The following is a 19,472-nucleotide window of genomic DNA, read 5'->3' as shown; positions in this document are numbered from 1 at the left end:
GGTCATCACCTATAGCAGTTCGCGCGTCAGGGAGCGCTTTCGATGTTCACAGGTCCATCTCGCCCGTCCACACGTCCTCGCCGTACCGGTCAGCTGTCGCTGCTGACCCTGGCGCTACTCGCCAGCGGAGCCTGCAGCCTGCCGGCGCTGGCCGCCGAACCGGCACAGGCCAGCAGCCCACGCATGGGCGATTACCGCTTCAACATTGCCCAGCAGCCTTTGGTCGAGGCGATCAATGCCTTCAGCAAGGTCACCGGCTGGCAGGTTGGCTTCAGCGCCGAATTGGCGGAAGGCGTGGCATCGCCGGGCGTGCAGGGGGCGCTGCCAGCGGAGGCCGCACTCAAGCGCCTGCTCCAGGGCACGGGCCTGAGCTTGCGCAAGATCAGCAACGGTAACGTGGTGCTCGAACGCCAGACGGCGGGCAACGTCATCGCCCTGCAGCAGATGACCGTCAGCGCCACCCGTAACGCCCAGGACGTGAGCCAGGTACCGAGCACCGTGACCGTGCAGACCCGCGAGCAACTGGACCGGCAAAACGTCAACAACATCCAGGAGCTGGTACGTTACGAACCGGGTGTGTCGGTAGGAGGCACAGGCCAGCGCAGTGGCCTGAACGGCTACAACATCCGCGGCATCGACGGCGAGCGCGTGCTCACCCAGATAGACGGCGTGTCGATCCCCGACAGCTTTTTCTACGGCCCCTACGCCCAGACCCAGCGCAATTACGTCGACCCCGAAATCGTCAAGCGCGTGGAAATCCTTCGCGGCCCGGCTTCTGTGCTGTACGGCAGCAACGCCATCGGCGGCGCGGTGAGCTACTTCACCCTCGACCCGGACGACATCATCAAGCCTGGCAAGGATGTGGGCGCGCGCCTGAAGACCGGCTACAGCTCGGCCGATGACAGCTGGCTGACCTCGGCAACGGTGGCAGGCCGCACGGGTGAGTTCGACGGCCTGCTGCACCTGAGCCAGCGCAACGGGCACGAGACCGAATCCTACGGTAGCCACGGCGGCACCGGCCTGTCGCGCACCGAGGCCAACCCGGAAGACGTGCGCACCACCAACGTGCTGGCCAAGCTGGGCTGGAATTACGCCGACGATGCTCGCCTCGGTCTGACCTACGAGCGTTACAAGGATGACCGCGACCAGAACATCCTCAGCGCCGTCGGTGGCCCGTTCACCAACGGCACCGGCATGGGCATGTACCGCAGCCGCAGCGGCAACGACACCGTGACCCGCGAGCGCTTCGGCATCAACCATGAGTTCGGCCTGGATTCGTTGGTCGCCGACCACGTGAAATGGAGCCTGAACTACCAGATCGCCAAGACCGACCAGAGCACCGAGGAGGTCTACTTCCCGTTCAGCCGCACCGTGCTGCGCACCCGCGACACCACCTACAAGGACCGCCAGTGGGTGTTCGACGCCCAGCTGGACAAGGCCTTCAGCGTCGGCGCCACCGACCACCTGCTGACCTACGGCACCACCCTCAAGCACGAGAAAGTCACCGGTTCGCGCAGCGGCACCGGCACCTGCCTGGCAGTCGGTGGCACCTGCCGCGCCATCGGCCAGGTCAGCACCAGCGATGCCCAGGCGCTGGTCAGCGACTTCCCGGACCCGACCGTGAACACCTACAGCCTGTTCGTGCAGGATGAAATCCGCTGGAACAACTGGACCTTCATGCCCGGCGCGCGCTACGACTACACGCGCATGGAGCCGAAGTTCACCGAGGAGTTCCTGCGTGGCATCCAGGGCTCAGGCACCGCCCCGAGCAGCCTCGACGACTCGGACAAGAAATGGCACCGCGTCTCGCCCAAGTTCGGCCTGACCTACGCCTTCAACGACAACTACACCTGGTATGGCCAGTACGCCGAAGGCTTCCGCACCCCGACAGCCAAGTCGATGTACGGGCGCTTCGAAAACCCGACCTTGGGCTACAGCGTGCAGGGCAACCCCGGGCTCGAGCCGGAAAAGAGCAAGAGCTACGAAACAGGCCTGCGTGGCAACTTCGACGCCGGCAACTTCGACGTGGCGGTGTTCTACAACAAGTACCGCGACTTCATCGACGAAGATGCCGTGCAGTCGGCCAACCTGGAAACCACGTTCCAGGCCAACAACATCAAGCACGCCACCATCAAGGGCGCCGAGCTCAAGGGCCGCCTGAACCTCGACCACTTCGGTGCGCCGCAGGGCCTGTATACCCAGGCCTCGATCGCCTATGCCCGTGGCCGCAACGATGACAACGGTCAACCGCTGAACAGCGTCAACCCGCTGACCGGCGTGTTCGGTCTGGGCTACGAGCAGTCCAGCTATGGCGGCCTGCTGAGCTGGACCCTGGTCAAGCGCAAGACCCGCGTCGACGACACCACCTTCTTCGCGCCGGACGGTCAGAGCTCGCAGTTCCGTACCCCGGGCTACGGCGTGCTCGACCTGAGCGGCTTCTACAAAGTGACCGACGACGTTACCGTCAACGCCGGGCTCTACAACCTGACCGACAAGAAATACTGGCAATGGGATTCGGTGCGTGGCTACGACGGCCAGGGTGAAGCGGGCGTGACCCAGCCGGCCAACCTCGACCGCCTGACCATGCCGGGGCGCAATTTCGCCGTCAATGTGGTGTGGGATATCTGACTGTAGGAGCGGCCTTGCGTCGCGAAAGGGCCGCAAAGCGGCCCCAGGATATTGCAGCACTACTCAAATATCTGGGGCTGCTGCGCAGCCCTTTCGCGACACAAGGCCGCTCCTACAGAGCCAGCATCGCGAAACACCACAAAATCCCAGTTTTTTTACTGTACCCGCCCCGCTGTTTCGTCTTGTCACTAGACGCCCTCATTTACCAAGGACACACCCATGACCGACCGCCCAGCCCTGCGCTCGCAACGCCTGAACCAGGCCACTCACGCTCCGCACAGCGAGCTCGACGCCCTGGTCAAGTCCCACGCGCCATTCGACAGCCGCGAAAGCTTCGCCCGCTTCGTCGTCGCCCAATACCTGTTCCAGGCCGAACTGCAGGCCCTGTACAACGACCCAAAACTGAACGCCATCGTCCCCGATCTGGCCGAGCGCTGCCGCGCCGAACAGGCCCGCCTGGACCTCGCCGACCTGAACACCGATATCCCGGCCGCCCTGCCCGGCGCCCTGCACAATCCGACCCTGGGTGAAGCCATGGGCTGGATCTTCGTCTCGGAAGGCTCCAAACTTGGTGCTGCGTTTCTGATCAAGCGTGCCGCGGCCCTGCAACTGTCCGACAGTTTCGGCGCCCGTCACCTCGGCGAGCCGGCCGGTGGCCGTGCCGAAGGCTGGAAGCAGTTCACCCGCATCCTCGATGGCCTGGCGTTGTCGCCTGAGGAAGATGCCGCCGCCGAGCGCGCCGCAGTGGCCGCCTTCGAGCGCTTTACCGAACTGCTCAAGCATGCCTACGCCGCCGATGCCGCACTGGCCTGAGATGCATCTGCCGGCCACATCCCCGGTGGCCGGACGTTCATGCAGTGAGACCATGACCCGACCCGCCCGCTCTAAACTGTCGCGCCTGCTGTACGGCATCCTGGCTTACGTAAGCCTGGGGATAGGCCTGGTCGCCATCGTCATCCCCGGCCTGCCGACCACCGAGTTCATCCTGCTGGCTGCCTGGGCGGCGACGCGCAGCTCGCCGCGCCTGTCCGCCTGGCTGGAGAACCACCGCCTGTTCGGGCCGATCCTGTACAACTGGCGCAATGGCAAGGTGATCCAGCGCCGTGCCAAGGTCAGTGCTACCGTCAGCATGCTGCTGTGCGCAGGCCTTATGCTGGTCTTCCTCGATCACCACTGGCCAGTGTTTCTGGCAATTGCCGGCATGACCCTGGGCAACCTGTGGATCTGGTCGCGACCGGAGCAGCCCTGCCCCGCTGCTTCACAGGCTCAACAGCCCTGAATACAGCAGGTAGGCAGCCAGTGCCGCCCCCGCCAGCACTGCCGCAAAAATCAGCTTTTCCCAGGCGGTGAACAGCGCCTGCCCTTGCTCGCGCTTGGCCCGGGCAAACAGGATGACCCCTGGGGCGTAGAGCAGCGCCGACAGCAGCAAGTACTTGAGGCCGCCCGCATACAACAGCCACACCGCGTAGAGCAACGCCAGCGCTGCCACCAGCAGGTCCTTGCGCCGCAGCCCTGCCTGCCCTTCGTAGCTTTCCCCGCGCCAGGCCAGCAGCACCGCGTACGCCGCCGACCACAGGTAGGGCACCAGAATCATCGATGACGCCAGGTAGATCAGGCTCGTGTAAGTCCCCGCTGAAACCAGCGTGATCAGCAGGAAGCCCTGGATCATGCAGTTGGTCAGCCACAGGGCATTGGCCGGCACGTGGTTGGCGTTTTCCTTGGCCAGGAAGCGCGGCATGGTCTTGTCGCGTGCGGTGGCGTAGAGGATCTCGGCACACAACAGTGCCCACGAGAGCAACGCCCCCAGCAACGACACGGCCAGGCCAAGGCTGATCAACAGGCCGCCCCAAGGGCCGACGATATGCTCCAGCACCGAGGCCAACGACGGATTCTGCAACCCGGCCAGCTCCGGCTGGGTCATTACGCCCAGCGAAAGCACGTTGACCAGCACCAGCAGCGCCAGCACGCCGAGAAAGCCGATCACCGTGGCCTTGCCGACGTCGGAACGGCGCTGAGCCCGCCCGGAATACACACTGGCACCTTCGATACCGATGAACACGAACACCGTGACCAGCATCATGTTGCGCACCTGGTCCAGCACATTGCCGAACTGTGGGTTGCTCATGCCCCAGATATCACGGGTAAAGATGTCCGCGCGGAAAGCAAAGGCGGCGATGACCACGAAGATCAGCAGCGGCACCACCTTGGCCACGGTGGTCACCTGGTTGATGAACGCCGCTTCCTTGATGCCTCGCAGCACCAGGAAATGCACTGCCCACAACAACAACGAGGCGCAGCCGATGGCAATCGGCGTATTGCCTTCGCCAAACACCGGAAAGTAGAAGCCCAGGGTGCTGAACAGCAGCACGAAGTAGCCGACGTTGCCCAGCCAGGCGCTGATCCAGTAACCCCAGGCCGAGGAGAACCCCATGTACTCGCCGAACCCGGCCTTGGCGTAAGCGTAGACCCCCGAATCCAGTTCGGGCTTGCGGTTGGCCAGGGTCTGGAACACGAACGCCAGTGCCAGCATCCCCACCGCAGTGATTGCCCAGCCGATCAGCACGGCTCCGACGTCGGCGCGTGCTGCCATGTTCTGCGGCAGCGAGAAGATGCCGCCGCCAATCATCGAGCCGACCACCAGTGCGATCAGTGCACCCAGACGCAGCTTTTGTCCCGGTTCGCTCATGGGGCTCCCTTTTTTCCGAGCTGTCATGCGTTTGCAACAGACATGGGCGCCATATAAAAGCGATTACTTATATGGCTAAAACCCTTACACCTATAGCACTCATAACCACAATGTCTATAAACCTGCGCCCTTAAAAACTAGCACCTGCCCAGCAACTAGCAAAGCATCTGATAAAACTCGATATTCCTGTGAAAAATTTGCGAAAGCGCTAAAAGCGGCTAGCTTCAACACTCGCAGGCTAAACAGAGCGTTTGCTCTAGTCGTACATGGAGGTGCCAGCTCGCAAGGCCTGCAGCATGGCTATCGGCACTTCCAGGAGCCGCGCGAAGGAAATTTCCTACCCTCGCGTAGCCAAGAACTGACACAAGTCAGGTCGTGGCCCCGGCGTCAGATTTATTCTGTCGTCAACTTTCTCCTGGCAGGAGTTGTTAAATGTCTGATTCATCCGGAAAACTAAAGCTCGGCGCGTTAGTTGCACTTGTAGTCGGCTCGATGATTGGCGGCGGCATCTTCTCGCTGCCGCAAAACATGGCCGCCAGTGCTGGCGTGGGTGCAGTCCTGATCGGCTGGGCAATCACCGCAGTCGGCATGCTGACCCTTGCGTTCGTGTTCCAGACCCTGGCCAACCGCAAGCCTGACCTGGATGGCGGTGTGTACGCCTATGCCAAGGCCGGCTTCGGCGATTACATGGGCTTCTCTTCAGCCTGGGGCTACTGGATCAGTGCCTGGCTGGGCAACGTCGGTTACTTCGTGCTGCTGTTCAGCACCCTGGGCTACTTCTTCCCGATCTTCGGCGAAGGCAACACCCCGGCGGCGATCATCGGCGCCTCGGTGCTGCTCTGGGCCGTTCACTTCCTGGTACTGCGTGGCATCAAGGAAGCGGCGTTCATCAACCTGGTCACCACCGTGGCCAAGGTCGTGCCCCTGGTGCTGTTCGCCCTGATCTGCCTGTTCGCCTTCAAACTCGACATCTTCACCGCCGATATCTGGGCCGTGGGCACACCCGACCTGGGCGGCGTGATGAACCAGGTTCGCAACATGATGCTGGTCACCGTGTGGGTGTTCATCGGCATCGAGGGCGCAAGCATCTTCTCTTCCCGGGCGGAAAAACGCTCCGACGTGGGCAAGGCTACGGTCATCGGCTTCATCACCGTGTTGCTGTTCCTGGTGCTGGTCAACGTGCTGTCGCTGGGCATCATGACCCAACCGGAACTGGCCAAGCTGCAGAACCCGTCGATGGCCGCAGTGCTTGAACACGTGGTCGGCCACTGGGGCGCGGTGCTGATCAGCGTCGGCCTGATCATCTCGCTGCTCGGGGCCCTGCTCTCGTGGGTACTGCTGTGCGCCGAGATCATGTTCGCCGCTGCCAAGGACCACACCATGCCGGAGTTCCTGCGCCGCGAGAACGCCAACCATGTGCCGGCCAACGCCCTGTGGCTGACCAACGCCATGGTGCAGATTTTCCTGGTCATCACCCTGTTCTCCAACAGTACCTACCTGTCGCTGATCTACCTCGCCACCTCGATGATCCTGGTGCCGTACCTGTGGTCGGCGGCCTATGCCTTCCTGCTGGCACTGCGCAGCGAAACCTATGAGCAGGCCCTTGCCGAGCGGCAGAAGGATCTGATCATCGGCGGCATCGCGCTGCTATACGCCATCTGGCTGCTGTATGCGGGCGGCGTGAAATACCTGCTGCTCTCGGCCCTGCTCTATGCCCCTGGCGCGATCCTGTTCGCCAAGGCCAAGCGCGAGGTGGGCCAACCCATCTTCACCAACGTGGAAAAACTGATCTTCGCAGCCGTGGTCATCGGTGCCCTGGTGGCAGCCTTCGGCCTGTATGACGGCTTCCTGACCCTTTGACCCACGTCTTCGTTCAATTGGAGGAATGAAACCATGTCCGCTGAAAAACAGAAGTACGGTGTCCACTCCGAAGCCGGCAAGCTGCGCAAGGTAATGGTTTGCGCCCCCGGGCTGGCGCACAAGCGGCTGACGCCAAGCAACTGTGACGAGCTGCTGTTCGATGACGTGATCTGGGTCGATCAGGCCAAGCGTGACCATTTCGACTTCGTCACCAAGATGCGTGAACGCGGCGTCGATGTGTTGGAGATGCACAACCTGCTGACCGATATCGTCCAGCAACCCGAAGCCCTGAAATGGATCCTCGACCGCAAGATCACCGATGACACCGTTGGCGTGGGCCTGAACAACGAGGTGCGCAGCTGGCTCGAAGGCCAGGAGCCCCGCCACCTGGCCGAATTCCTGATCGGCGGCGTGGCCGGCCAGGACCTGCCACAGAGCGCAGGTGCCGACGTGGTCAAGATGTACAACGACTACCTGGGCCATTCCAGTTTCATCCTGCCTCCGCTGCCCAACACCCAGTTCACCCGTGATACCACCTGCTGGATCTACGGCGGGGTGACGCTCAACCCGATGTACTGGCCGGCGCGACGCCAGGAAACCCTGCTGACCACCGCCATCTACAAGTTCCACAAGGAATTCACCAACGCCGATTTCCAGGTGTGGTACGGCGATCCGGACAAGGACCACGGTCAATCCACCCTCGAAGGGGGGGACGTGATGCCGATCGGCAACGGCATCGTGCTGATCGGCATGGGCGAGCGCACCTCGCGCCAGGCCATTGGCCAACTGGCACGCAACCTGTTCGCCAAGGGCGCGGTGAAGGAAGTCATCGTCGCCGGCCTGCCGAAGTCGCGTGCCGCCATGCACCTGGACACCGTGTTCAGCTTCTGCGACCGCGACCTGGTCACGGTCTTCCCGGAAGTGGTGAAAGAGATCGTGCCGTTCATCATCCGCCCGGACGAAAGCAAGCCCTACGGCATGGACGTGCGGCGCATCGACAAGTCGTTCATCGAGGTGGTCGGCGAGCAACTTGGCGTCAAGCTGCGCGTGGTCGAGACCGGCGGCAACAGCTTCGCCGCGGAGCGCGAACAGTGGGATGACGGCAACAACGTGGTGGCCATCGAACCTGGCGTGGTTATCGGCTACGACCGCAACACCTACACCAACACCTTGCTGCGCAAGGCCGGCATTGAGGTCATCACCATCAGCGCCGGCGAACTGGGCCGGGGCCGTGGCGGCGGCCACTGCATGACCTGCCCGATCGTGCGCGACCCGATCGACTACTAACGCCCATTACCCCCGGCCGCCCTCACGAAGCGGCGGCCGGTGCGCTCACCAAACTCAAGGAGAAAAGTCATGGCGTTCAACATTCACAACCGCAACCTGCTCAGCCTCGAACACCACACCACCCGCGAGCTGAAGTACCTGCTGGACCTGTCCCGCGACCTCAAGCGCGCCAAATACACCGGCACCGAGCAGCAGCACCTGAAGGGCAACAACATCGCCCTGATCTTCGAGAAGACCTCCACCCGTACCCGCTGCGCCTTCGAAGTCGCCGCCTACGACCAGGGCGCCAACGTTACCTACATCGACCCCACCTCCTCGCAGATCGGCCACAAGGAAAGCATGAAGGACACCGCCCGCGTACTCGGGCGCATGTACGACGCCATCGAATACCGCGGCTTCAAGCAGGAAATCGTCGAAGAACTGGCCAAGTACGCTGGTGTGCCGGTGTTCAATGGCCTGACCGATGAATACCACCCGACCCAGATGATCGCCGACGTGCTGACCATGCGTGAGCACAGCGACAAGCCACTGCACGACATCAGCTACGCCTACCTGGGCGATGCCCGCAACAACATGGGTAACTCGCTGCTGTTGATCGGCGCCAAGCTTGGCATGGACGTGCGCATCGCCGCGCCCAAGGCGCTGTGGCCACATGAAGACCTGGTCGAGCGTTGCCACAAGTACGCCGAAGAGAGCGGCGCGCGCATTACCCTGACCGAAGATCCCAAGGCTGCGGTCAAGGGCGTCGACTTCATCCACACCGACGTCTGGGTGTCGATGGGCGAGCCGATCGAAGCCTGGGGCGAGCGCATCAAGCAGCTCAAGCCCTACCAGGTGAACAAGGAGCTGATGAAAGCCAGCGGCAACCCACGGACCAAGTTCATGCACTGCCTGCCGGCCTTCCACAACTCCGAGACCAAGGTCGGCAAGCAGATTGCCGAACAGTATCCGGATCTGGCCAACGGCATCGAAGTGACCGATGACGTGTTCGAGTCGCCGGCGTGCATTGCCTTCGAGCAAGCGGAAAACCGCATGCACACCATCAAGGCGATCCTGGTTTCGACCCTGGCTGACCTGTAAGGGCTGACTCGCCAGGCCGGGCAACCCGGATCCCTGTAGGAGCGGGTTCACCCGCGAAGGCGCCAGCCCAGACAGCACCGCTGGTGCTGCTGACGCCTTCGCGGGTAGACCCGCTCCCACAGGGGGCGGTGTTCGCCCGCCGAGTAGCGCTCATTTCTTTAGATAAAGGACATTCCCCATGCGTATCGTTGTTGCACTGGGCGGCAACGCCCTCCTGCGCCGTGGCGAACCCATGACCGCTGACAACCAGCGCGCCAATATCCGCACGGCCACCGAACAGATCGCCAAGATCCATCCTGGCAACGAACTGGTCATCGCCCACGGCAACGGCCCGCAGGTCGGCCTGCTGGCCCTGCAAGGCCTGTCGTACAAGCCCGACGAGGCCTACCCGCTGGACGTGCTCGGCGCCGAGACCGAAGGCATGATCGGCTACATGATCGAACAGGAGCTGGGCAACCTGCTGGACTTCGAAGTGCCGTTCGCCACCCTCCTGACCCAAGTGGAAGTGGATGCCAACGACCCGGCCTTCAAGGACCCGAGCAAGTTCATCGGCCCGGTCTACAGCAAGGAAGAGGCCGAGCGCCTGGCCAAGGAAAAAGGCTGGGTGGTCAAGGCCGACGGCGACAAGTACCGCCGCGTGGTCGCCAGCCCGAAACCCAAGCGCATCTTCGAAATCCGTCCGATCAAGTGGCTGCTGGAAAAGAGCAGCATCGTGATCTGCGCCGGCGGTGGCGGCATCCCCACCATGTACGACGAGAACAAGAAGCTCAAAGGCATCGAGGCGGTGATCGACAAGGACCTGTGTTCGGCGCTGCTGGCCGAACAGCTGGAAGCCGACCTTCTGGTAATCGCCACCGACGTCGATGGCGCCTACATTGACTGGGGCAAGCCGACGCAGAAAGCCATCGCCCAGGCCCACCCCGACGAACTCGAACGCCTTGGCTTCGCGGCCGGCTCCATGGGGCCTAAAGTGCAGGCTGCCTGCGATTTTGCCCGCCACACTGGCAAAGTGGCGGTGATCAGCTCGCTGGAAAACATCGAGGGCATCGTCAAAGGCACCGCCGGCACCCGCGTGAGCACCGAAAAGCCAGGTATCAGCTACCGTTGATTGCAGTGGGCGGGCTTACGGGGCCCGCCATTCACCTTCCGGAGGAGTTTGCCATGGCCCAGTTCCACCCCGGTCATGTACATATCGAGCGCACTGCGCTGACCAAGAACGACCACAGTTACGATCTCAACATCGAGTACGAAGCGTTTTCAGACCCCAAGGAAGGCAGAGGCATCCAGTTCCGCATGCATGGCAGCATCGAGGGCAAGACCGTCGATGAAAAGTTCTTCCTGGCCAAGGACCAGGTGCTACCAAGCTTTCTCATGGTCGCCTCGCGCAAGGCCCAGTCCTATCTCGCGCCGCACCAGAAGTTCGAAACGCTGGGTTCGCCTCACAAGCTGTACGACGCCATGTTCGAAGACATTCGCCAGAAGCTGGACGTAAAATCGGGCGACCCGATCAAGCCTGAACACCTCGAATGAATGCATGATCCTGGGGCCGCAAAGCGGCCCCGACGATGTTAAGGCATACTATCGCCTTCCCCGGCCACAACTCCCGCCCACCATGCGCATCCACGTCAGCTTCATCGACCGCGTCGGTATCACCCAGGAAGTCCTCGCCCTGCTCGGTGCCCGCAACCTCAACCTGGATGCCGTGGAAATGGTCCCGCCGAACGTCTACATCGACGCCCCGACCCTCAGCCCGGCAGTCCTCGAAGAACTCCACGACGCCCTGTTCGAAGTCCGTGGCGTGCAATCGGTGGACGTGGTCGACATCCTCCCCGGCCAGCGCCGCCACCTGCAGCTCGACGCTCTGCTGGCCGCCATGAGCGACCCGGTGCTGGCGGTCGATAGCGCAGGCACGGTGCTGCTGGCCAACCCGGCGCTGATCGCCCTGTGCGGTCGCGAATCCGCCGGGCGTTCTGTGAGTGAGCTGTTCAACGACCCAGGTCTGCTGCAGGCGCTGCTGGACAACAACTTCCACCTGCCGATGCGCGAGATGCAGCTCAACGGCCAGAGCCTGTTGCTGGACGCCTCGCCGATCACCAACGCCGGAGGCCTGCTGACCCTCTACCCGCCCAACCGCATGGGCGAACGCCTGTCGGCCCTGCACCACGACCATGCCGAAGGCTTCGATGCGCTGCTGGGCGAATCCCCGGCGATCCGCACCCTCAAGGCCCGCGCCCTGCGCGTGGCGGCCCTCGATGCGCCGCTGCTGGTGCACGGCGAAACCGGTACCGGCAAGGAACTGGTGGCCCGCGCCTGCCATGCCATCAGCAGCCGTCAGGCAGCGCCATTCCTCGCACTGAACTGCGCCGCGCTGCCCGAAAGCCTGGCCGAGAGCGAACTGTTCGGCTACGCCCCAGGCGCCTTCACCGGTGCCCAGCGCGGCGGCAAGCCGGGGCTGATGGAGCTGGCCAACCAGGGCACGGTGTTTCTCGATGAGATTGGCGAAATGTCGCCCTACCTGCAGGCCAAGCTGCTGCGCTTCCTCAGTGACGGCAGCTTCCGCCGGGTGGGCGGCGACCGCGAGGTGAAGGTGGATGTACGCATCATCAGCGCCACCCACCGCGACCTCGAACGCATGGTCGCCGAAGGCACTTTCCGTGAAGACCTGTTCTACCGGCTGAATGTACTCAACCTGCAGGTACCGCCGCTGCGTGATCGTGGCCAGGACATCCTCATGCTGGCGCACTATTTCATGCAGCAGGCCTGCACGCAGATCCAGCGCCCACCTTGCCGTCTCACCCCGGCCACCCATTCGGCGCTGCTGGCAAACCCTTGGCCCGGTAACGTGCGGCAACTGCAAAACGTGATTTTCCGCGCGGCGGCGATCTGCGAGAGCAATCTGGTGGATATCGGAGACCTGGACATCGCCGGCACTTCGGTGGCGCGTGGGCAGGATGGCGACGTGGCCAGCCTGGAGCAGGCGGTGGGCGATTTCGAGCGTGAACTGCTGCAGCGCTTGTATGCCAGCTACCCGTCCACCCGGCAGCTGGCCGGGCGGCTCCAGACTTCGCATACCGCGATTGCACAACGGTTGCGCAAGTACGGCATTGCAAGCAAGAGCTGAAATTTGGCTGACCGTATCGATTTCACTACATCGTAGCGTTTTCGATACAAGCTCTTCTAAGGGCGCGTTTACAAGGGCTTGATAGGCCAGCCGTTTTTGACCCAGCCTCATCTGTATCGTTTTCATTCCACGACAATGAAAACAGGCTTCAGATAAAATTGTAAGCTGTTGATTTATAAGGTTTTTTGCTGAGTGGCAACATTTTTGCTATGGGAATCCTGACCAAGAGCGCGGACCCACCGCGCCCAACGCCCTGCTTCCCGAGGATTCCCCATGAGCGAGTTGCGTTTCACCGAAGATCACGAATGGCTGCGTGTCGAAGCCGACGGTAGCGTCACCGTGGGCATCACTGCCTACGCCCAGAACGCCCTTGGCGATGTGGTCTATGTGCAACTGCCCGAGCTGCAGCAGTACGAAAAAGGTGCCGAAGCCTCCACCGTCGAGTCGGTTAAAGCCGCCAGCGGCGTGTACATGCCCCTGGCTGGTGAAGTGGTCGCCGTCAACGAAGACCTCAACGACAGCCCCGAACTGGTCAACGAAGACCCGCTGGGCGAAGGCTGGTTCTTCCGCTTCATCCCCGCAAACATGAGCGAAGTAACAGCCCTGCTGGACCAGGACGCCTACGACCGCCTGATCAAAGCCAACGACGACGCCTGAGGAATCCGATCATGACTATCAACCTCGGCACCGCCAACGAATTCATCGCCCGTCACATCGGCCCTCGCGCCGCTGACGAGCAAGCCATGCTCGCCACCCTGGGCTTCGACTCGCTGGACGCCATGAGCGCCGCAGTCATCCCCGACAGCATCAAGGGCACCAGCGTGCTTGGCTCGGAAGACGGCCAGAGCGAGGCCGATGCCCTCGCAGCGCTGAAAGCCATCGCCGGCAAGAATGAACTGTTCAAGAGCTACATCGGCCAGGGCTACTACAACACCCACACCCCGGCCCCGATCTTGCGCAACCTGCTGGAAAACCCAGCCTGGTACACCGCCTACACCCCGTACCAACCAGAAATTTCCCAAGGCCGCCTGGAAGCGCTGCTGAACTTCCAGACCCTGATCAGCGACCTCACCGGCCTGCCGATCGCCAACGCATCCTTGCTCGACGAAGCCACCGCCGCTGCCGAAGCCATGACCTTCTGCAAGCGCCTGTCGAAAAACAAGGCCAGCCACGCCTTCTTCGCCTCCGTGCACTGCCACCCGCAGACCCTCGACGTGCTGCGCACCCGTGCCGAGCCACTGGGCATCGAGATCGTGGTCGGCGACGAGCGTGAACTGGGCGATGTCAGTGCCTTCTTCGGCGCCCTGCTGCAATACCCGGCCAGCAACGGCGAAGTGTTCGACTACCGCGCAGTGGTCGAGCGTTTCCACGCCGCCAACGCCCTGGTCGCGGTTGCCGCCGACCTGCTGGCCCTGACCCTGCTGACCCCGCCGGGCGAATTCGACGCCGACGTGGCCATCGGCAGCGCCCAGCGCTTCGGCGTGCCACTGGGCTTCGGTGGCCCGCACGCGGCCTACTTCGCCACGCGTGATGCCTTCAAGCGCGACATGCCCGGCCGCCTGGTCGGTGTGTCGATCGACCGCTTCGGCAAGACCGCTCTGCGCCTGGCCATGCAAACCCGTGAACAGCACATCCGCCGCGAGAAGGCCACCAGCAACATCTGCACCGCCCAGGTGCTGCTGGCCAACATCGCCAGCATGTTCGCCGTGTACCACGGCCCGGCCGGCCTCAAGCGCATTGCCGAACGCACTCACGCGCTGACTTCGATTCTGGCTGCCGGCCTGAAAACCCTGGGCCAGGAAGTGGTGGGCGAAACCGCCTTCGATACCCTGACCCTGGCCACCGGCAGCGCCACTGCCAGCCTGCACGACAAGGCCCGCGCCCAGCGCATCAACCTGCGCCAGATCGACGCCGCTCACCTTGGCCTGTCACTCGACGAAACCAGCACCCAGGCCGACGTCGAGGCCCTCTGGCAACTGTTCGGCGCTGACCAGGCCCAGCCTGACTTCGCCGCCCTGGCCGCCAGCACCGGTTCGCGCCTGCCGGTCGCCCTGCTGCGCCAGTCGGCGATCCTCGAGCACCCAGTGTTCAACCGCTACCACAGCGAAACCGAGCTGATGCGCTACCTGCGCCGCCTGGCCGACAAGGACCTGGCGCTGGACCGCAGCATGATCCCGCTGGGCTCGTGCACCATGAAGCTCAACGCCGCCAGCGAAATGATCCCGGTGACCTGGGCCGAATTCGGCAACCTGCACCCGTTCGCCCCGGCCGCGCAGAGCCAGGGCTACCTGCAGATGACCAACGAGCTGGAAGCCATGCTCTGCGCCGCCACCGGCTACGACGCCGTGTCGCTGCAGCCCAACGCCGGCTCCCAGGGTGAGTACGCAGGCCTCTTGGCCATCCGTGCGTACCATCGCAGCCGTGGCGAAGGCCACCGCGACATCTGCCTGATCCCGTCTTCGGCCCACGGCACCAACCCGGCAACCGCGCACATGGCCGGCATGCGCGTGGTGGTCACCGCCTGTGATGCCCGTGGCAACGTCGATGTCGAGGACCTGCGGGCCAAGGCCATCGAACACCGCGAGCGCCTGGCCGCGATCATGATCACCTACCCTTCGACCCATGGCGTGTTCGAGGAAGCGATCGGCGAAATCTGCGCGATCATTCACGACAACGGCGGCCAGGTTTACATCGACGGCGCCAACATGAATGCCATGGTCGGCCTCTGCGCGCCAGGCAAGTTCGGCGGCGACGTGTCGCACCTGAACCTGCACAAGACCTTCTGCATCCCGCACGGCGGTGGCGGTCCGGGCGTCGGCCCGATCGGCGTCAAGTCGCACCTGGCGCCATTCCTGCCAGGCCACGCTGCGCTTGAAAACACCGAAGGCGCAGTGTGCGCAGCGCCGTTCGGCAGCGCCAGCATCCTGCCAATCACCTGGATGTACATTCGCATGATGGGCGGTGCTGGCCTCAAGCGTGCTTCGCAAATGGCGATCCTCAACGCCAACTACATCGCCCGCCGCCTGGAAGAGCACTATCCTGTCCTGTACACCGGTGGCAACGGCCTGGTCGCCCACGAATGCATCCTCGACCTGCGCCCGCTCAAGGACACCAGCGGCATCAGCGTCGATGACGTGGCCAAGCGCCTGATCGACTTCGGTTTCCATGCACCGACCATGTCGTTCCCGGTGGCCGGCACACTGATGATCGAACCGACCGAAAGCGAGTCCAAGCAAGAACTGGATCGCTTCTGCGATGCGATGATCCAGATTCGCGAAGAGATTCGTGCGGTGGAAAACGGCAGCCTGGACAAGGACGACAACCCGCTGAAGAACGCCCCGCACACCGCGGCCGAGCTGGTTGGCGAATGGGCCCACGGCTACAGCCGCGAGCAGGCGGTGTACCCACTGCCGAGCCTGGTGGAAGGCAAGTACTGGCCGCCGGTCGGCCGGGTCGACAACGTGTTCGGTGACCGCAACCTGGTCTGCGCCTGCCCGTCGATCGAGAGCTATCAGGACGCCTGAGGCGGCCTTTAGGAAGCTGGGGCCGCTTTGCGGCCCAATCGCGACGCAAGGCCGCTCCCACAGGGACCGCGCCGCTCTTTGTGGGAGCGGCCTTGTGTCGCGAAAGGGCTGCGTAGCAGCCCCAAAGATCTTCAGGAGGAACCACCATGTCACTGAGCGTCTTCGACCTGTTCAAGATCGGCATCGGCCCCTCCAGCTCCCACACGGTCGGCCCGATGCGCGCCGCTGCACGCTTTGCCGAAGGGCTGCGCCGCGATGACCTGCTGGCCAGCACCGTTTGCGTCAAGGCCGAGCTGTATGGCTCGCTCGGCGCCACCGGTAAAGGCCACGGCAGCGACAAGGCGGTATTGCTCGGCCTGGAAGGCGAGCACCCAGATACCGTCGACACTGAATCCATCCCCGCCCGCCTGCAGGCCATCCGCACCAGCGGCCAGCTCAGCCTGCTGGGTGAGCAGACCATCGCCTTCGTTGAGAAGCAGCACCTGGCGATGATCCGCAAACCCTTGGCCTATCACCCTAACGGCATGATCTTTCGTGCTTTCGATGCCGCCGGCCTGCAAATCCGCAGCCGCGAATACTACTCGGTGGGCGGCGGCTTCGTGGTTGACGAAGACGCCGCCGGCCAGGACCGCATCGTCGAAGACAGCACCGTGCTGGCCTTGCCGTTCAAAACCGCCAAGGAGCTGCTCGGCCACTGCACCGCGCAGCACCTGTCGATCAGCCAGGTGATGCTGGCCAACGAGGCCGCCTGGCGCCCGGAAGCCGAGACCCGCGCCGGGCTGCTGCGCATCTGGCAAGTCATGCAGGACTGCGTCGAGGCCGGCTGCCGCCATGAGGGCATCTTGCCCGGCGGGCTCAAGGTCAAGCGCCGCGCTCCGGCGTTGTACCGCCAGCTCAGCCGTCACCCGGAGGCCAGCCTGCGCGATGCCCTGTCGGTACTCGACTGGGTCAATCTCTACGCGCTGGCCGTCAACGAGGAAAACGCCTACGGCGGGCGCGTGGTCACCGCACCGACCAATGGTGCAGCGGGTATCGTCCCTGCAGTTCTGCACTACTACATGCGCTTCGTCCCTGGCGCCAGCGAGGACGGCGTGGTGCGTTTTCTACTCACCGCTGCCGCGATCGGCATCCTCTACAAGGAAAACGCCTCGATTTCCGGCGCCGAGGTCGGCTGCCAGGGCGAGGTCGGCGTGGCCTGTTCGATGGCCGCAGGCGCCCTGTGCGAAGTGATGGGCGGTACCCCGCAACAAGTGGAAAACGCCGCTGAGATCGGCATGGAGCACAACCTGGGCCTGACCTGCGACCCGATCGGCGGCCTGGTTCAGGTGCCCTGCATCGAGCGCAATGCCATGGGCTCGGTTAAAGCCATCAATGCCGTGCGCATGGCCCTGCGCGGCGACGGGCAGCACTACGTGTCGCTCGACAAGGTGATCCGCACCATGCGCCAGACCGGCGCCGACATGAAAAGCAAATACAAGGAGACCGCCCGCGGCGGTCTGGCCGTCAACATCATCGAATGTTGACCCGACAATAAACCAAGGAGTCATCGATGTCCGAAACACTGCAAAAGACCCCGCTGCACGCCCTGCACCTGGAACTGGGTGCCCGCATGGTGCCATTCGCCGGCTTCGACATGCCGGTGCAGTACCCACTGGGCGTGCTCAAGGAGCACCTGCATACCCGCGAACAGGCCGGCCTGTTCGACGTCTCGCACATGGGCCAGATCATCCTGCGTGGCGCCGACGCGGCCAAGGCGCTGGAGTCGCTGGTACCGGTGGACATCATCGACCTGCCTGCAGGGATGCAGCGCTATGCCATGTTCACCAACGAGCAAGGCGGCATCCTCGACGATCTGATGGTCGCCAACCTCGGTGACGACACCCTGTTCCTGGTAGTGAATGCCGCTTGCAAGGATCAGGACCTGGCGCACCTGCAGAAACACATCGGCGCACGATGCGACGTGCAACCGCTGTTCGAGGATCGCGCTCTGCTTGCCCTGCAGGGCCCGGCTGCGGTCAAGGTGCTGGAACGCCTGGCGCCGGAAGTGGCGGGCATGACCTTCATGCAGTTCCGCCCGGTGAAACTGCTGGGCGAAGACTGCTTCGTCAGCCGTTCGGGTTATACCGGCGAAGACGGCTACGAGATCTCGGTGCCGGTCGGCGCTGCCGAAGCCCTGGCGCGTCGCCTGCTGGCCGAACCCGAGGTACAGCCTATCGGCCTCGGTGCCCGCGACTCGTTGCGCCTGGAAGCCGGCCTGTGCCTTTATGGCCACGACATGAACACCGAGACCACCCCGGTTGAAGCCAGCCTGCTGTGGGCAATTTCCAAAGTACGCCGTGCCGATGGCGCACGTGCCGCCGGCTTCCCGGGTGCCGAGGCCATATTTGCCCAGCAGCGCGATGGCGTGGCGCGTAAACGTGCGGGCTTGTTGCCGCAGGAACGTACGCCAGTACGTGAAGGCGCGGATATTGTCGATGCAAACGATAAGCCCGTAGGCAAAGTATGCAGCGGCGGCTTTGGGCCGACACTCGGCGCCCCTGTAGCAATGGGTTATATCGATAGTGATCTGGCTGTAATCGACACCCCACTCTTTGCCGTGGTGCGCGGCAAGAAGGTTGCCTTGAAAGTCAGCAAAATGCCTTTCGTTGCACAGCGTTACTACCGTGGTTGAAGGTAGCGCCTGAGGTGTGCGGGCAGGTGCTACATATTCGATTTCGAACCTGCCCAATAACTTTTGAACATGGCGCCAGGCCAGGCGCCACGGCGTTTCCGACAAATTTGTCGGTTATCGGCAAAAGGCGAATTTTCTATACGACCAAGGGCTTGTTTTTTTCTTGGGAGTTGGCGTAGAGTCAGTGCACTGTGTTTGCATGGGTCGCAACAGTTCGTGACCTGGGCCAGTAGCCGAGATTTGCTACAACCCGTTCGACGTCTCTTACTTTCCTGCAACCCAGCCCAGTACTCTTTCACTCATATATAACGTGAAAGAAACTGTCATCAAAATTCAAGCTTCATAGGAAATAAGACAATGGCTGAGCGTCAGAACGGTACCGTCAAGTGGTTCAATGACGAGAAAGGTTACGGTTTCATCACCCCAGAAAGCGGTCCGGATCTGTTCGTGCACTTCCGTGCCATCGAAGGTAACGGCTTCAAGAGCCTGAAAGAAGGCCAGAAGGTCACCTTCGAAGCAGTCCAAGGCCAGAAAGGCATGCAAGCTGACAAGGTTCAGCCTCTGTAAGCACAAGCCCGACTCCTAAAAAGCCCCTGCCATGTGCAGGGGCTTTTT

The 19,472-nt window shown here is 62.9% G+C and carries 15 protein-coding genes; 14 read left to right on the top strand and 1 reads right to left on the bottom strand.

The features are described from left to right. The first annotated feature begins 42 nt into the window (after positions 1 to 42). From APH33_RS15525 to APH33_RS15515, 3 genes are all read left to right on the top strand, one after another. The gene (locus APH33_RS15525) at positions 43 to 2,628 is read left to right on the top strand and encodes a TonB-dependent receptor (protein ID WP_054885989.1); all 2,586 of its coding nucleotides are present in this window, start codon (positions 43 to 45) and stop codon (positions 2,626 to 2,628) included. Positions 2,629 to 2,847: 219 nt separating this feature from the next. Next, entirely contained in the window at positions 2,848 to 3,441 is a 594-nt protein-coding gene (locus APH33_RS15520; RefSeq protein WP_054885988.1) for a biliverdin-producing heme oxygenase, read from the top strand. A 52-nt stretch (positions 3,442 to 3,493) separates the two neighbouring features. Further along, a complete protein-coding gene (locus APH33_RS15515; RefSeq protein WP_054885987.1) occupies positions 3,494 to 3,907 on the top strand; it encodes a YbaN family protein in 414 nt (137 codons plus the stop codon). On the opposite strand, the gene arcD (APH33_RS15510) is transcribed toward APH33_RS15515, so the two are convergent. After that, on the bottom strand, positions 3,887 to 5,314 hold the full coding sequence (gene arcD / locus APH33_RS15510) for an arginine-ornithine antiporter (RefSeq protein WP_054885986.1): 1,428 nt from the start codon (positions 5,312 to 5,314) through the stop codon (positions 3,887 to 3,889). The two genes, APH33_RS15515 and arcD (APH33_RS15510), sit on opposite strands and share 21 nt — an antisense overlap. Positions 5,315 to 5,746: 432 nt before the next feature. Here arcD (APH33_RS15510) and arcD (APH33_RS15505) point away from each other — a divergent pair, with 432 nt between their 5' ends. The 11 genes from arcD (APH33_RS15505) (at position 5,747) to APH33_RS15455 (ending at position 19,424) form a co-directional block, all read left to right on the top strand. Then, positions 5,747 to 7,174, top strand: a complete 1,428-nt coding sequence (gene arcD, locus APH33_RS15505) for an arginine-ornithine antiporter (protein ID WP_054885985.1) — start codon at positions 5,747 to 5,749, stop codon at positions 7,172 to 7,174. Positions 7,175 to 7,207: 33 nt separating this feature from the next. Beyond that, entirely contained in the window at positions 7,208 to 8,461 is a 1,254-nt protein-coding gene (arcA, locus tag APH33_RS15500) for an arginine deiminase (RefSeq protein ID WP_054885984.1), read from the top strand. Positions 8,462 to 8,530: 69 nt separating this feature from the next. Then, positions 8,531 to 9,541, top strand: coding sequence for an ornithine carbamoyltransferase (locus APH33_RS15495; RefSeq protein WP_054885983.1), 1,011 nt, complete (start codon positions 8,531 to 8,533; stop codon positions 9,539 to 9,541). 178 nt (positions 9,542 to 9,719) lie between these two features. Then, complete coding sequence (arcC, locus tag APH33_RS15490) at positions 9,720 to 10,649, top strand: carbamate kinase (RefSeq protein ID WP_054885982.1); 930 nt, start codon at positions 9,720 to 9,722, stop codon at positions 10,647 to 10,649. A gap of 53 nt (positions 10,650 to 10,702) precedes the next feature. Then, positions 10,703 to 11,071, top strand: coding sequence for a DUF5064 family protein (locus APH33_RS15485; protein ID WP_054885981.1), 369 nt, complete (start codon positions 10,703 to 10,705; stop codon positions 11,069 to 11,071). Between the two features lie 82 nt (positions 11,072 to 11,153). Next, positions 11,154 to 12,662 (top strand): sigma-54-dependent transcriptional regulator, encoded by a 1,509-nt coding sequence (locus APH33_RS15480; protein ID WP_054886001.1) that lies wholly within the window; start codon positions 11,154 to 11,156, stop codon positions 12,660 to 12,662. 273 nt (positions 12,663 to 12,935) lie between these two features. Next, on the top strand, positions 12,936 to 13,319 hold the full coding sequence (gcvH, locus tag APH33_RS15475; RefSeq protein ID WP_054885980.1) for a glycine cleavage system protein GcvH: 384 nt from the start codon (positions 12,936 to 12,938) through the stop codon (positions 13,317 to 13,319). An 11-nt stretch (positions 13,320 to 13,330) separates the two neighbouring features. Beyond that, positions 13,331 to 16,186 (top strand): aminomethyl-transferring glycine dehydrogenase, encoded by a 2,856-nt coding sequence (gene gcvP, locus APH33_RS15470; RefSeq protein WP_054885979.1) that lies wholly within the window; start codon positions 13,331 to 13,333, stop codon positions 16,184 to 16,186. Between the two features lie 146 nt (positions 16,187 to 16,332). Next, positions 16,333 to 17,709 carry an L-serine ammonia-lyase gene (locus tag APH33_RS15465; RefSeq protein WP_054885978.1) on the top strand — a complete coding sequence of 459 codons (1,377 nt, stop codon included), beginning with the start codon at positions 16,333 to 16,335 and terminating at the stop codon, positions 17,707 to 17,709. A 26-nt stretch (positions 17,710 to 17,735) separates the two neighbouring features. Further along, positions 17,736 to 18,857 carry a glycine cleavage system aminomethyltransferase GcvT gene (gene gcvT, locus APH33_RS15460; protein WP_054885977.1) on the top strand — a complete coding sequence of 374 codons (1,122 nt, stop codon included), beginning with the start codon at positions 17,736 to 17,738 and terminating at the stop codon, positions 18,855 to 18,857. Between the two features lie 357 nt (positions 18,858 to 19,214). Continuing rightward, the gene (locus tag APH33_RS15455; protein ID WP_054885976.1) at positions 19,215 to 19,424 is read left to right on the top strand and encodes a cold-shock protein; all 210 of its coding nucleotides are present in this window, start codon (positions 19,215 to 19,217) and stop codon (positions 19,422 to 19,424) included. The last annotated feature ends 48 nt before the right edge of the window (positions 19,425 to 19,472 follow it).

Source organism: Pseudomonas sp. NBRC 111130 (assembly GCF_001320485.1).
Classification (GTDB): domain Bacteria; phylum Pseudomonadota; class Gammaproteobacteria; order Pseudomonadales; family Pseudomonadaceae; genus Aquipseudomonas; species Aquipseudomonas vlassakiae.
The sequence above is the reverse complement of the archived record's forward strand: the minus strand, read 5'-3'. Positions and strand labels throughout refer to the sequence as shown.

What these genes read in the sequence shown, in the direction of transcription:
- APH33_RS15525 (WP_054885989.1), top strand. Translation starts at nt 43, where the DNA reads ATGTTCACAGGTCCATCTCGCCCGTCCACACGTCCTCGCCGTACCGGT.
- APH33_RS15520 (WP_054885988.1), top strand. Translation starts at nt 2,848, where the DNA reads ATGACCGACCGCCCAGCCCTGCGCTCGCAACGCCTGAACCAGGCCACT.
- APH33_RS15515 (WP_054885987.1), top strand. Translation starts at nt 3,494, where the DNA reads ATGACCCGACCCGCCCGCTCTAAACTGTCGCGCCTGCTGTACGGCATC.
- arcD (WP_054885986.1), bottom strand. Translation starts at nt 5,314, where the DNA reads ATGAGCGAACCGGGACAAAAGCTGCGTCTGGGTGCACTGATCGCACTG.
- arcD (WP_054885985.1), top strand. Translation starts at nt 5,747, where the DNA reads ATGTCTGATTCATCCGGAAAACTAAAGCTCGGCGCGTTAGTTGCACTT.
- arcA (WP_054885984.1), top strand. Translation starts at nt 7,208, where the DNA reads ATGTCCGCTGAAAAACAGAAGTACGGTGTCCACTCCGAAGCCGGCAAG.
- APH33_RS15495 (WP_054885983.1), top strand. Translation starts at nt 8,531, where the DNA reads ATGGCGTTCAACATTCACAACCGCAACCTGCTCAGCCTCGAACACCAC.
- arcC (WP_054885982.1), top strand. Translation starts at nt 9,720, where the DNA reads ATGCGTATCGTTGTTGCACTGGGCGGCAACGCCCTCCTGCGCCGTGGC.
- APH33_RS15485 (WP_054885981.1), top strand. Translation starts at nt 10,703, where the DNA reads ATGGCCCAGTTCCACCCCGGTCATGTACATATCGAGCGCACTGCGCTG.
- APH33_RS15480 (WP_054886001.1), top strand. Translation starts at nt 11,154, where the DNA reads ATGCGCATCCACGTCAGCTTCATCGACCGCGTCGGTATCACCCAGGAA.
- gcvH (WP_054885980.1), top strand. Translation starts at nt 12,936, where the DNA reads ATGAGCGAGTTGCGTTTCACCGAAGATCACGAATGGCTGCGTGTCGAA.
- gcvP (WP_054885979.1), top strand. Translation starts at nt 13,331, where the DNA reads ATGACTATCAACCTCGGCACCGCCAACGAATTCATCGCCCGTCACATC.
- APH33_RS15465 (WP_054885978.1), top strand. Translation starts at nt 16,333, where the DNA reads ATGTCACTGAGCGTCTTCGACCTGTTCAAGATCGGCATCGGCCCCTCC.
- gcvT (WP_054885977.1), top strand. Translation starts at nt 17,736, where the DNA reads ATGTCCGAAACACTGCAAAAGACCCCGCTGCACGCCCTGCACCTGGAA.
- APH33_RS15455 (WP_054885976.1), top strand. Translation starts at nt 19,215, where the DNA reads ATGGCTGAGCGTCAGAACGGTACCGTCAAGTGGTTCAATGACGAGAAA.